Origin of the sequence: Aquirufa sp. (genome assembly GCF_044342065.1) — a bacterium.
In the GTDB taxonomy this organism is placed as follows: domain Bacteria; phylum Bacteroidota; class Bacteroidia; order Cytophagales; family Spirosomataceae; genus Aquirufa.
This window is the reverse complement of the sequence record NZ_JBIIQN010000004.1, coordinates 90,026-104,368: the sequence shown is the minus strand read 5'-3', so window position 1 is coordinate 104,368 and position 14,343 is coordinate 90,026. Positions and strand designations below refer to the sequence as shown.

The following is a 14,343-nucleotide window of genomic DNA, read 5'->3' as shown; positions in this document are numbered from 1 at the left end:
TTAACTTTTTAAATAATCACCCGAGACAATACGCTTTTTCTGATCAATCGGCTTATTGTACAAATAGGCATAGGATGTAATTTCCTTATCTTTCAATTTAACTGTCACATGCTCACGAACAAACAAAGATTTATCCGTATGCTCAAGATCAAATTCCTCGTATTCATCCAAGACATTTAATAATTTAATCGTGTTTGAAAGTAAATACAACTCGCCTACAACTTGGTCTTTGGGATCTTTTGAGGGAATTATACCAGGATAATCTGCTACTTGGTACATTTGTCCTTGGTAGGTCGCCATGCCCACATAATCTGAATTACGCGCAATCAAACGATGTAGATCATTTCCGCAATCTCGTCGCAAAGTTCCATAAACGAATAAGTATTCCTCCACATCCGGTTCTGGTAATTTCGCCTCCTCTAAGATCAATACCAAATCATCTTGCTCCACAACCGTACCTTCGTTCAATACTACATTACCAATTATTCCTTCAAATGGCGCCGAAACGATTGACTCCATTTTCATCGCCTCGATCACATACAATGGTGCGTTCTTCTTTACTTCTTCTCCAGGTTTAACTAAAATGCGGCTCAAACGACCTTGTAATGGAGCACCAATATCACCTTTTACCTTTGCTTTAGCATGCTGAGCACGCTCTACCTTTACATTCTTGTCTAAAATCTTTAATCGGCGAGCCTGTCCGTTTAATTCAAAAGTAATGTTACGTAAGCCCGATTCATCAGGATCCGACATATACAGATACTTTACAATAATCGTTTTGCCCGGCTCAATGGTAATCATAATCTCCTCATCCTGCTTTAAGCCATAGAAAAAGGCTGGTGTGGGCATCATGGATAAATCGCCATACAAAGCTTGATTCTTGTAAAAATCTTCATAGACTTTCGGATACATTTTGTAGGATAAATAATCCAAGAATCCATCTTCATTTTCTGGAAATTTTGCTAGAAAAGCTGCAAAGTCTTTTTCAAAATCAATTGGCGCAAGTTGATCATTCGGTCTTCCTTCGTAAGCGGCCTCTCCCTTTAACACAATCTCTTGTAATTGCTTAGGAAATCCTTGATGTGGTTGACCTAAACCTCCTTTAAAGAAATCTTTCACCGATTCTGGGAAGGATAAAGTTGATCCTTTGGCATACACATCTTCCGCCGTTAAACTATTTGCTGTCATGAAGATTGCCATATCCCCCACAACTTTAGAGGATGGTGTTACCTTGACAATATCACCAAATAATTTATTTGCCTCAGAATAATTATCCTTCAATAACTCAAACTTATCCCCAACACCCAGGGCAATTGCCTGGCCACGCAAGTTGGTATATTGACCACCCGGAATTTCATTGTTATATACTTCAGCAGTGCCAGCCTTCAACTCAGACTCGAATGGGAAATACATCAATCGAACCGCTTCCCAATAATTGGAATAATCATTCATCGCATCCAAATTCAAACCACTATCGTAAGGATGACCTTGCATCATAGCAACCAATGAATTCATGTTGGGTTGGGAAGTTAAGCCTGACATAGCTGCCAAAGCCCCATCGAGCACATCCACTCCTGCCTCAATCGCCTTCAAATAGGTAGCCGATTGAACGGATGCCGTATCATGTGTGTGTAAATGAATGGGAATATCAACCGCTTTCTTAAGTTCAGTAACTAATTTCTCCGCTTGGAAAGGGCGTAATAAGCCTGCCATATCTTTTATGCAAAGAACATGGGCTCCTATATCTTCCAACTGCCTTGCTAAATCTAAATAATACTGGAGATTATATTTTTCATTGGTAAACATATCCCCTGTGTAACAAATCGATGCCTCAGCAATACCAGGAGTACGTTCACGTACTGCTTTAATGGACACCTTCATGGCATCAATCCAATTCAAAGAATCAAAAATCCGGAAGATATCAATTCCCGATTCGGATGATTTCTCCACAAACTTCTCGATCAAGTTGTCTGGATAGGCTGAATAACCAACGGCATTTGACCCACGGAATAACATCTGCAACAGCATATTTGGCATCGCCTCTCTAAACTCCGCTAGCCTTTTCCAAGGGGATTCGTGTAAGAATCGCATGGCCACGTCGAATGTTGCCCCACCCCAAACTTCCATTGAAAATAAATTTGGGAAAGATTTAGCGAAGCCCGAGGCAACGGCTAGCATATCCTGCGTACGTACGCGGGTAGCTAAAAGTGATTGGTGTCCGTCTCGAAAAGTCGTATCAGTGAATAATACTTGTTTTGAATCGCGAATGTGTTTGGCAAAACGCTCCGGCCCAAGTTCCGTTAAAAGTTGCTTGTGTCCACGCGGAAACTCCGCAAACTCATCAAAGGATGGTATAATTGGCGTACGAAATGGAGCTGATGGCTTTACTTTAACATCCGGATTTCCATTCACAATAACTTCCCCCAAATAGCGTAACGCTTTGGTTGAACGGTCACGCGTAGGCCTTATATTGAATAACTCAGGATGATTTGCAATAAATGGAACGGTACACTTACCATCTTGGAAAACGGGGTGAGTAATTACATTTCGTAAGAAAGGGATGTTCGTCTTTACTCCACGAATTCGGAATTCAGACAAAGCGCGATTTAATCGCTCGGATGCCCCACGCAACGTACGGCCTTTGGCAGATACTTTTACAAGCATCGAGTCAAAATAAGGGGATATTTTCACCCCTGGATAAGAAGAACCTTCATCTAAACGTATACCAAACCCAGCCGCATTTCGATACGCAATTATGGTTCCAAAATCAGGTTTAAATCCGTTCGATGGATCTTCCGTCGTAATACGGCACTGAATCGCAAATCCTTTTAGTGGAATATCTTCCTGATCTTTTATAAAGATCCCCGGATCTGACAATTTATAATTTTGAGCTACCAGAATCTGTGTTCTAACGATGTCGATACCCGTTACCTCTTCTGTAATTGTATGCTCTACTTGAATACGCGGATTTACTTCAATGAAATATATATTTTCATCCTTGTCCACCAAGAACTCTACCGTACCCGCATTGTAATAATTTACTGCCTTACCTATTGACAAGGCATAGGCATATAATTTTTGCTTTGTTTCTTCTTTTAGACCAAAAGATGGTGCAACCTCTACAACCTTTTGAAAACGGCGTTGAACTGAACAATCACGCTCGTAAAGGTGTACCAAATTACCGTGCTGGTCCCCAAGCAACTGCACTTCGATATGCTTAGGATCGTCAATAAATTTTTCAATAAACAAGGTATCATCGCCAAAAGCATTTTTTGCCTCATTTTTAGCTTCGGAATGTGCTTTTTCCAACTCCTCCTCAGAACGTACAACCCGCATACCTCGTCCTCCACCTCCTGCTGCCGCTTTCACCATCACAGGAAAAGTAATGCGACGTGCCTCAGAAAGAGCGTTTTCATACACTGACATATCCCCCTTGGAATCCTGAATCATTGGAACATTGGCTTTGAGCGCAGCCACTTTAGCAGCCACTTTATCCCCCAAAGCATTCATGGCCTCAGGAGAAGGGCCAACAAACACAATGCCTTCTTCTCTACAACGACGCGCTAAAACTACGTTCTCGGATAAAAAACCATAGCCTGGATGAATGGCATCAATCTTCTTGACTTTACAAAGGGTGATCAGACCTTCGATATCCAAATAAGGCTTTAACGGCTCGTTGTCTTTTCCAATCTGGTACGCCTCGTCCGCTTTGTACCGGTGCAAGGAATAGCGATCCTCAAAAGTATAAACAGCTACAGTTCTGATTCCAAGTTCAGAGGCAGCACGCATGATACGAATAGCAATTTCACCGCGGTTTGCGATGAGAAGACTCGAGATTTTCTTAACGTAAGATTTTGGCATGCTAATATATTTAGTGCATCATAACAAAAATCATAAATAAATTGGTATTTAGGTGGCTTAACATCTATTTTATTTGGCGAAACTTGAAAATTTACAATTATTATTGGGTTCGTTACCAAAATATTCTAAGTAAAAAAAATATCGCGGGCCTTCCTGTGAAATTTCTTAACTTGCAGACCCAAATTTTACCCATTAAATATGAGCGCAACGAAACCTTTTATTGGCATTACCTTAGGAGACTACAATGGTATAGGTCCAGAAGTAATACTAAAGTCATTGGGCAGCCAGCGCATCTTAAAGTGGTGTACTCCGGTAATTTATGGGTCAAATAAAGTTATTCAATTCTATCGCAATCTCTTTGAACTCCAGGATTGGTCAATAAAAGAGATTTCTTCAATAGAAGATGTAAAAGAAGGTCATATAGCTGTAATCACATGCTGGGATGACGCCAATACGATTGTTGAACCCGGAAAAGTAACCCCCGAAGCTGGAAAGGCAGCATTTGCATGTTTAGACCGAGCAGCACAAGATTTAGATAAAGGATTGTTGGCAGCTTTAGTAACCGCTCCGATCAACAAGCACAATATCCAGTCGGAAGAATTTAATTTCCCTGGTCATACCGAATACTTAACCGAACGTTTTGAGGCCAAAAACGCTTTAATGATGATGGTTAGTGAAGGTTTCAGGATGGGCGTCGCAACGGGTCATTTACCTTTGCAGGACGTCAGCAAAGCATTAACAAAAGAGTTAATAAAGAATAAAATAGATGTTTTCTTGCAAAGTTTACAGGAAGATTTCGTAATTGAAAAGCCCAAATTAGCTGTATTAGGACTTAATCCACATGCGGGTGAGGCAGGCTTGTTGGGACAAGAGGAATTGGAAATTATCCAACCTGTGATCGAGGAATATCGTAAAAAAGGGGTCTTGGTTTTCGGGCCATATCCGGCAGACGGTTTCTTCGGGAAAGCACAATTCAAGGAATTTGATGGGGTATTGGGCATGTACCATGACCAAGGATTGATTCCATTTAAATACATCGCCTTTGAAACAGGGGTTAATTTTACGGCTGGTTTACCCATTATTCGTACCTCACCAGATCATGGAACAGCTTACGATATTGCAGGTAAAAATGAGGCGGATCCCAGTTCATTCTTACATGCGTTCTTCTTAGCCATTGATTTAGTAAAAAACCGAATGAACGTTTAACGAATGGGTAAAAAGGTCCTTATCATCGATGAAGTTCATCCTTCCTTAGCCCTTGGCTTACGGTCCTTGGGATTTGTGGTTGATGAGCACCCCAATATTCTCCAAAAGGATGTTTCATTAAAAGGTTATCAAGGATTGGTACTTCGTTCGAAATTGGCTTTGGGAGCTATAGAACTAGCTAATTCGGATTTAGAATTCATTGCTCGCGCAGGAGCTGGCCTGGACTTAATCGACGTAAACTATTGTCAAGCCAATCAAATCGCAGTTTTCAGTGCCAATGAAGGAAACCGAGATGCCGTCGCAGAACATGTGATTGGTCAATTAATCACCTTAGCGCGTAAAATTAATTCAGCAGATTCTCAAGTTCGTCAAGGTGTTTGGGACCGAGAAGGAAATAGAGGCTGGGAATTACAAGGTAAAACATTGGGCATTATCGGGTATGGAAATATGGGTCAAAGTCTGGCCAAAAAATTGCAAGGATTTGAGATGAACATCTTGGCCTATGATAAATATGCCCCCGGAACACATACATTAGCCGATGTATTTCAACATGCGGACATTGTCAGCTTGCATATCCCATTAACAGATGAGACAAGGGAAATGGTAAATCAGACTTTTTTAGAAAAGTTTGCAAAACCAATTGTATTGATCAACAGTTCCCGGGGAGCTATCTGTTCCCTGAAAGCTCTAGCTTGGGGACTAGCTTCAGAAAAACTAAAAGGTATTGCCATAGATGTACTTCCTAATGAAAAGTTAGCGACTTGGTCACCCGAAGAAAAAGCCCTTTTTGAGCAAATTTCATCCCATCCTACTACCCTATTCAGTCCCCATGTAGCGGGATGGACAAAAGAAAGCTATTGGAAGATTAATGATGTGCTCATTGAAAAAATCAAAGCCCATTATCAGCTATGAATTATCCAGAAAACATTGCTGAAAAACTCGGTTTCCATCAGATAAAGGACCACATACAGCAGGCTTGCTTAAGCCCGATGGGTGCAGAATATGCAGCAAAAATGAAATTCTCAACTCGGTTTCCTGTTGTTAAACAATGGGTAGAACAAGTAAATGAGATGAAACAAATCATGGCGGAGCACGGAGGAGAATGGCCCCAACAAGATTTTTTTGATTTGCGGCCATGGTTTGCTCCTTTGACATTGGATGGCCATTACCTAGCTCCGGAGGAGTGGAGAGATTGGCACCGTGGTTTGGATATTCTTTATCAAGTGATTCGATTTTTCGCGGGCATCGATGTCGATAAATATCCTGAAATAAGTAAAATCACACAATCCTTTATTCAAAAAGAAGAAGAACAAGGATCCAATTTTCGACAAATCATTCCCATCATTCAGGAATTAGATCGCGTATTTGATAACAATGGTCAAATCAAGGAAACAGCATCAGCAGCTTTAGGCGATTTAAGAAGAAAGCGCTTTGCTGAGGAACAAAACCTAAGAAAGAAATTGGATTCCTATATCCAGCAAGCCTATAAAGAAGGCTGGGTCAGTAAGGATTTTTCATTGACTCTGCGAAATGGCCGAATGGTTATTCCATTGGCGGCAGAACATAAAAGAAAAATCAAAGGTTTCGTACAAGACGAATCAGATACGGGTAAAACGGTGTATTTAGAACCGGCAGATGCCTTGGTTTTAAACAACGAAATCAAGTCGCTGGAATCAGCTGAACGCCGTGAAATTATTCAGATTTTATCTCGTTTATCCGACCGAGTACGTCCGATGGTCCCCATGTTGACCGCCTGGTACCAATGGTTGGGCATTATCGATTTCGTTCGAGCTAAAGCCGTTTGGGCCGTTGAACACAATGCCATTTTACCTCATGTAAAATCCAGCCCATGGGTAGAATGGAAAGGCGCAAGACATCCAATTTTAGAAGAATCTTTAGTCAAAATAGGTAAAAAAATTAAGGCTTTGGACATCACATTGGATGACCAAAAACGCATTATGGTAGTCTCAGGACCAAATGCAGGCGGAAAATCTGTGACTTTAAGTACGATTGGCTTATTGCAATATTTATTTCAAGCAGGCTGTTTGGTACCCTTGATGGAAGGCTCAATAATGGGCTTTTTTGACCAAATCTTTTTGGATATGGGTGATGAGCAAAACCTTGAAAATGAATTGAGTACATATTCGTCTCACTTAAGCAACATGCGGCATTTCTTGGCACATGCACAAGATAAAACGTTGTTGCTCGTAGATGAATTTGGCACAGGCACAGAACCATCATTGGGAGGTGCCATTGCAGAATCGATTTTGGAAAAACTGGCTGATAAAGGTTCATATGGAGCCATTAATACGCACTTTGGTAATTTAAAAAGTTTGGCGGATCGGAAGCAAGGTTTATTCAATGCGGCGATGCGGTATGATACCACACATTTAGAACCTCAGTTTATTTTGGATATGGGGAAACCCGGTAGTTCATTTGCTTTTGAAATTGCCCAAAAAATTGGATTACCAAATCAAATCATTGAAAATGCCCGAAAAAAACTCGGCAAGAGCCAGGTAGATTTTGACAAATTGTTGATGGAAACAGAGACCGAGAAGCAGATTTGGGAAGCAAAAAATACCAGCTTATCGGTCCAATTAGCACAGGCAGAGAGTATCAAAGAGCAATATGCGCGTTTGAAAAATCACTTGGAGGAAGAGCAGAAGCGCTTATTAAATCTCGCAAAGTCGGAGGCCAAGCAATTAGTAAAGGATGCCAATCAGAAAATTGAACAAACCATCCGCGAAATCAAGGAGAAGTCAGCAGAAAAAGAAGTGACCAAGGAAATCCGCAAAGGATTAAATGAGTTTTCTGAGAAGAAGCTAAAAGTTCAGACTCCCACAATAATTGAAAAACCTCAAAAAATATCCATCACTGGGCCTATAACCGTCGGATCCTGGGTGGCCATCAAACAAGCAGATGGCGAAGGTGCCATTGGAGAAGTTATGGAACTCAAAGGCAAAGATGCCGTAGTTGCACTGGGGGGCATAAGAAGTACAATTAAATTGAATCGATTGGAGCAAGTAAAGGCTCCGAAAACTGAAAAATCAACAAGAACTGCGATGCGCGGAATTGATATGAATGACCGCATGGCGCATTTTGGATTAACGCTGGATGTCAGAGGCAAACGTGGCGAAGAAGTATATGTGATATTAGATCAATACATGAATGATGCCTTGCTACTAGGCGTTCCTGAAGTACGTATACTACACGGAAAAGGAGATGGTATTTTACGTAATTTGGTCAAAGAACAATTAAAACGCTACCGCGAGGTAAAGTTGGTGCAAGATGAACATGCCGACCGTGGAGGTGCGGGAATTTCTATAGTAACTTTTAAATAATGAGGTATCTGTTGTATTTCAGTTGTTTATTGCTTGGTGGTTGCATGATCGACTACAACATGGGGCTTGCTAAAATCAAGGAAGGGAAATTTCAAGAAGCAACCGAATTACTCACTAAAGCCCACGCACAATATCCCAAAAATCCTCAAATCTTATTCTCTAGAGGTATCAGTCGGGGATTTCAAGAAAACTACTCAGGGGCAGTGGCCGATTTGACGCGCGCTATTAAGCTCGAAAACGATCATGCCGATTACTATTTTTATCGGGCCTATTTTAAATCGAAGTTGGGAAATGAAAAAGGGGCCATCGCCGATTATTCGAAATCCATTGCGATTTATCCCTATTATCAGGAGAGTTACTTTAATCGCGGGGTAAAACTTTTAAGTACAGGAAATGTGCTGGAGGCCTGTTATGATTTTCAGTACGCGGCAGATTTGGGAGATACACTTTCTTTGGGGTATTTAAATATTTATTGCCGCAGTCTAAAGCGTCCCGAATAGGTTATGAAAAAGCAAAAAAAATCCTGAACTTTGAAGGATAGGCTTTTAGCTTTATAAAAAAATCAATTTATTTACTGCCTGGCCACAATCGTGTGAACAGGATTAATTTTAACAACATGTCTATTGCAAAAACAGGCGATAAAGTAGCCGTACATTACACAGGAAAACACGATGATGGTTCAATATTTGATTCATCCGTCGGCCGTACTCCTTTAGAATTTCAATTAGGTTCAGGAATGGTCATCAAGGGATTTGATGAGGGAGTAACGGGCATGACAATTGGTGAGAAAAAAACGGTAGTAATCCCTGCGGCAGAAGCTTATGGTGAGCATTCGCCAGAAAATACGGTAACCATTGAGCGTGCGCAAATTCCAGCTCACATTGAACTCGAATTAGGCAGTTCGCTAAGCATGCACCAAGATGGTGGTCACGTAGTAGAAGTTGTGATTACCAATTTAACAGAGACACATGTTACGTTGGATGCAAACCATCCATTAGCAGGTCGTGATTTAACGTTTGAATTAGAATTAGTAAGTATTCAATAGCTTTATATGAAAATTGATTTGCGTTCCTTTATCCCCCACGGACTCGTAATTTTCGGGTTTATCATCATTTCTTTCCTGTATTGCGGTCCCGTTTTACAGGGTAAGGTTTTGGCCCAACACGATATTCAGCAGGCTCAGGCGGCGGCACAGGAAAGCATGCAATTTAAAAAGGAAACAGGAACGGATGCCTGGTGGACCAACTCGATGTTTGGAGGGATGCCGACTTACCAAATTTCTGGTTCATATCCCTATAGTGTTTCAAGTTACTTAGGAAGTTTCATAACCAATTTATTCCCGACACCAGTAAATTTACTTATCCTACAATTATTGGGTATGTATTTGTTTCTTTGGGCGATGGGGGCTTCACCCCTACTCGGTTTTGCAGGAGCAGTATTCTACACGTTTGCTACCTATAATTTGGTTATTATTCCAGCAGGACATACCTCAAAAGTATTAGCCTTAGCCTATGCGCCGATGGTACTTGCGGGAATACGCATGTGCTGGGGCGCATTTAAATGGTTGGGGGCAGCTGTATTTGCGCTGGCGATGGCCCTCGAATTATATGCCAATCACGTTCAAATCACCTATTATTTATTTTTCATCATCGGTGCATACAAACTGTACATGCTGATCCATTCATTTCGAAATAAGACCTTGAACGATTGGTTTTCAAGAGGATTATTATTGGGTATTGGACTGCTTTTGGCCATCGGAACCCACAGCATGCGTCTTTGGAATAATTATGATTATGCCAAAGAAACCACAAGAGGTAAATCTGAATTAGCTGCTAATGCCAGTCGGGGCGACGGCCTAGATAGTGGCTATGCGTTCGACTGGTCCTATGGATTATCAGAAACAGGAACATTATTAATTCCAAATTTTAAGGGTGGCGCGTCTCAAGGAGATTTGGGAGGAACTAAATCGAATACCTACAAAACGATGGTTGACGCGGGTTTTCCGGAGGATCAGGTGTTGGGATTTGTGGAAAAAGCGCCAACCTATTGGGGCGAGCAATCGTATACTGCTGGACCAGCTTATGCGGGGGCGTTGGTCATCTTCTTGTTTTTATTCGCAGCCTTTTACGTGAAATCAGGTGAAAAATGGTGGATTATTGGAATTACGCTATTGTTTTTAACCATGTCATGGGGCAAGAATTTTCCATTGAATTTTATTTGGTTTGATTACATCCCGATGTTCAATAAATTCCGTGCCATCACGATGGTCTTATCTTTTGTACAGTTTGGGATGGTGAGTTTAGGCTTGATGGGATTAATTCAATTAGCTAAACACAAACCAAACCTGGCTGAAATCAAGAAACCCTTGTTGTACGCACTTGGGTTAAGTGGTGGTTTGTGTTTGATGTTTGGTATTCTACCTGATTTATTCTATGATTTTAAGGGTGCTCAAGATGGTGCAGCCATTATTCAAGATCAAGCATTGAATTCAGCCATTTGGAATAGCATTCGATTGGATCGTATTGACTTGTTTCAATCAGACGCATTTAGAAGTTTAATTATCATCATTATCGGTGCTGTATTGGTATATAGTGCGAGTATGGCTAAGGTTAAAAAATCTGTCTGGGTCATCGGAATCGTTTTGTTGGGAATTTTCGATTTGACACCGGTTGCCAAACGCTATTTTGGGAAAGAAGCATTTGTGTCCAAAAGTACACTGGAGGAACAGGTTCAGCCTACGGCTGTAGACCAACAAATCTCGGCTGACCAAAGTAAGTTCCGTGTTTTAAACTCTACCGTTTCGTTCATGAATGATGCGTCAACCAGTTATTACCATCAATCAATAGGTGGATATCATGCTGCTAAATTGCGTCGTTACCAGGAATTAGTTGAGAAGTATTTTGCAGGTAATCCGGGCCAAATGAATGTATTGAACATGTTAAATACTAAATACATCATTGTGACAGATTCGGCAGGTCAAGCCATTAAACAAACAAACCCGACTGCCTTAGGAAATGCATGGTTTGTACAATCCATAGTATGGGCGAAAAATGCGGACGAGGCTTTGAATGGAATTGAGAAAATTAATCCAGCAAAACAGGTGATTGTAGAGGAACAAGATCGAGTAAATGCGGGAGCTGTTTTGATAGATTCGTCGGCTAATGCTACAATTACACTTCAAAAATACGAACCAAATCATTTGGCCTATCAATCAAATTCAGACAAGCCTGGCTTTGCGGTGTTTTCCGAGATCTACTACCGAGGAAATAAAGACTGGAAAGCCTACATAGATGGAAAAGAAACGAACCACGTTCGGGCAAATTATGTATTACGTGGGTTAGCAATACCAGCAGGAAAACATACCATTGAATTTAAATTTGAGCCATATTCTGTTGAGATGGGTCAAAAAGTAGATGGATTTGCGTCCATAGGCTTACTATTATTCATCGCCTTGGCTATCGGCCTGACGATTAAACAAACTAAAAAAGAGGCATGATTTATTCAATGACAGGTTTTGGGAAATCCCAAAAAGAGGCGCAAGAGCTACAAATTCGAGTAGAAGTAAAGACCTTGAATTCAAAGTTTACCGATATTTTTTGTCGGCTCCCCAAATCTATTTCTGCACGTGAAATCGAAATTCGTAATTATTTAACACAGCAATTAGAGCGAGGGAAAATCGAATTAAGTGTACAGATTCAAAAAAATCACGATGGTGGTGAGGTAAGTATTCTGCCACAGGGACACATTGCCTTGTATTTTACAGAGCTGAAGCGTGTAGCGACCGACTTAGGTGTAACGAATGTAGACGAAGGAGCCTTGTATTTACAGGCGTTAAATGTACCAGCAAGCATTTCACAAGACACCAAAGAGGAAACAGAGGAGGAAATTGAGGCTTTATGGCAGGTAATTTACGAAGCGATTCAAGAGGCGGTAGCTGAATGTAAGGAATTTCGCGCGCGTGAAGGAAAAATCGTTGAGGATAAATTCAGAGAATACATTGCTTCGATTGCTACGGGTTTACAGCAAGTAACAGAGCAAGATTTAATTCGTATGCCGGGAATTCGAGAGCGAATGAAAAAGTCTTTGTTGGAGTTAGGTCTCAATGAAGATTTTGACAAAAATCGCTTCGAGCAAGAGGTGGTTTATTACATTGAAAAATTCGATATTTCAGAGGAGAAAGTCCGATTAAATACACATTTAGGCTATTTCATTGACATCCTAGCTGAGGGAAATGGCAAGAAGCTCAACTTTATGGCGCAAGAGATTGGTCGGGAAATTAATACGATCGGTTCTAAGGCCAATGACTCGCAGATTCAGCATTTAGTGGTGAACATGAAGGATGAGTTGGAGAAGATTAAGGAGCAAACGGCAAATGTTCTTTAAATAGACGTTGGACGCTGGACGTTGGATCCTGGAATGATTTGTAGAGACGCGACACTTCGCGTCTTTTTTTTGTCTTTAGAAAACTACAAAAACCACTTTCAATAATATACAGTAAAGTCCTTTACAAATTTAGGTGGTAAAAAGTGGCTATAATATAGACCTATTGACTATTGGAATAAGCTTGCTCAAATAAATTAGAATTTTACTTAAATTAGCTCCAAGTAAAATATCGTCTGTTTTCTTTAAATTTTCAAAAATATGCGTTACAAACTCACATACCTTTGCTTTTTTTTGCTGGTCAATCTGTTGACTAATGCCCAAAATATTCGTGTTGGTGCAGCTGTTCGGGTAATAACACCCGATCCACTCCTACCTGTTTCTGGGGGAATTGGGGTTCCACATCCTGTTACAGAAAAGCGGGGTGATCTGTTTGCGCGCGCTATGGTGTTTGAACAAGGAAACACGCGGTTTGCCATTGTGAATGTCGACAATCTCGGCTGGACTTCCATCTTGGGTAATCGCTCCCGTGCCCTGATTAAAGGCATCGCGCCTGAAAATGTATTGATTGGCGCCACACACACGCATAGCGCGCCTGATGCTTATGGTTTTCCAGACATGTCCGGAAAGAGTTATGCAGATTTGAAGTATTTGGACTGGTGCGTAACGCAGATTGCAGATGCCGTAAATGAGGCAACTTCCCGCTTACAACCTGCTACTTTAAAGGTAGCCATGGGGGAAGCAAAGGGTAAAATAGCCTATAATTATTATGCTCCTGCCTTATATGACCCACGTTGTGGCGTTATTCAAGCCATAGCAACCACAGGCTCAAACATGGGGAAACCCATTGCAACCTTGGTTAATTATGCCGTCCATCCCGAAGTATTAGGTAATAGCCGAGGTATTTTGAGCCCCGATATGATTGGGCCTATGTATCAAAAAATTGAATCGACCGTTGGCGGTATTGCCTTATTCATGAACGGAGCTCAGGGTGGTATGGTTACCGCGGATACCCGCTTGGAATATGTGAAAGAAGGGCAAAATCAAAAAGAGGCGAATACCTGGGAGGAATGCATTCGTATCGGCGAACTATTAGCTGATGAAGCGATGCGTATCGTAGCGGCGGCACCTGTACTCGAAAACCCTTCCCTGTATTGTACTTCGCGAAAAATTTCATTCCCCATTGATTCTGAAATCATGCGGTATATCTTGAAAAAATCACCTTTACAATTCGAAGGTGGAAAAGAAAATCAAGTGACGACCCAACTCAATCTTTTGAATATCGGACCCGCACAAATTTTAACCGTTCCCGGAGAAGCATTACCCAATGTAGGTTATTATGTGAAACGAAATATGAATAGCAAGATGCCCTTTTTATTTGGTTTGACAAATGACGCATTTGGCTATATGTTAGCCAAAGTTGACTTCAATTCCTTCAAACGCTACGAATACGTCTCCCAAACTTCATTGGGTGAAATGACTGCCGAAATCTACATGGAGCAAGCTTTGAAATTAGTAAAGGAAAGTCCCAAGCCACAAAATTAATCAACCATAC

At 41.1% G+C, this 14,343-nt stretch carries 9 protein-coding genes; 8 read left to right on the top strand and 1 reads right to left on the bottom strand.

Annotated elements, in window-relative coordinates:
* Nucleotides 1-3,861 (bottom strand): pyruvate carboxylase, encoded by a 3,861-nt coding sequence (locus ACIQZ2_RS02985; protein ID WP_395767352.1) that lies wholly within the window; start codon nucleotides 3,859-3,861, stop codon nucleotides 1-3.
* Nucleotides 3,862-4,059: 198 nt separating this feature from the next.
* Between ACIQZ2_RS02985 and pdxA the strand changes: the two genes are divergently transcribed.
* From pdxA to ACIQZ2_RS02945, 8 genes are all read left to right on the top strand, one after another.
* Nucleotides 4,060-5,067, top strand: a complete 1,008-nt coding sequence (gene pdxA / locus ACIQZ2_RS02980; RefSeq protein ID WP_395767351.1) for a 4-hydroxythreonine-4-phosphate dehydrogenase PdxA — start codon at nucleotides 4,060-4,062, stop codon at nucleotides 5,065-5,067.
* Nucleotides 5,068-5,070: 3 nt separating this feature from the next.
* Nucleotides 5,071-5,979, top strand: coding sequence for an NAD(P)-dependent oxidoreductase (locus ACIQZ2_RS02975; RefSeq protein ID WP_395767350.1), 909 nt, complete (start codon nucleotides 5,071-5,073; stop codon nucleotides 5,977-5,979).
* Nucleotides 5,976-8,408 (top strand): endonuclease MutS2, encoded by a 2,433-nt coding sequence (locus ACIQZ2_RS02970; protein ID WP_395767349.1) that lies wholly within the window; start codon nucleotides 5,976-5,978, stop codon nucleotides 8,406-8,408. Before ACIQZ2_RS02975 ends, ACIQZ2_RS02970 begins: the two co-directional genes overlap by 4 nt.
* The gene (locus ACIQZ2_RS02965) at nucleotides 8,408-8,908 is read left to right on the top strand and encodes a tetratricopeptide repeat protein (RefSeq protein WP_395767348.1); all 501 of its coding nucleotides are present in this window, start codon (nucleotides 8,408-8,410) and stop codon (nucleotides 8,906-8,908) included. The genes ACIQZ2_RS02970 and ACIQZ2_RS02965 overlap by 1 nt, the downstream gene beginning before the upstream one ends.
* Nucleotides 8,909-9,024: 116 nt before the next feature.
* Nucleotides 9,025-9,453 (top strand): peptidylprolyl isomerase, encoded by a 429-nt coding sequence (locus ACIQZ2_RS02960; protein WP_395767347.1) that lies wholly within the window; start codon nucleotides 9,025-9,027, stop codon nucleotides 9,451-9,453.
* Between the two features lie 6 nt (nucleotides 9,454-9,459).
* The gene (locus tag ACIQZ2_RS02955; protein ID WP_395767346.1) at nucleotides 9,460-11,904 is read left to right on the top strand and encodes a YfhO family protein; all 2,445 of its coding nucleotides are present in this window, start codon (nucleotides 9,460-9,462) and stop codon (nucleotides 11,902-11,904) included.
* Nucleotides 11,901-12,791 (top strand): YicC/YloC family endoribonuclease, encoded by an 891-nt coding sequence (locus ACIQZ2_RS02950; RefSeq protein ID WP_395767345.1) that lies wholly within the window; start codon nucleotides 11,901-11,903, stop codon nucleotides 12,789-12,791. The genes ACIQZ2_RS02955 and ACIQZ2_RS02950 overlap by 4 nt, the downstream gene beginning before the upstream one ends.
* Nucleotides 12,792-13,049: 258 nt before the next feature.
* Nucleotides 13,050-14,333 (top strand): hypothetical protein, encoded by a 1,284-nt coding sequence (locus tag ACIQZ2_RS02945; protein ID WP_395767344.1) that lies wholly within the window; start codon nucleotides 13,050-13,052, stop codon nucleotides 14,331-14,333.
* Nucleotides 14,334-14,343 lie beyond the last annotated feature (10 nt).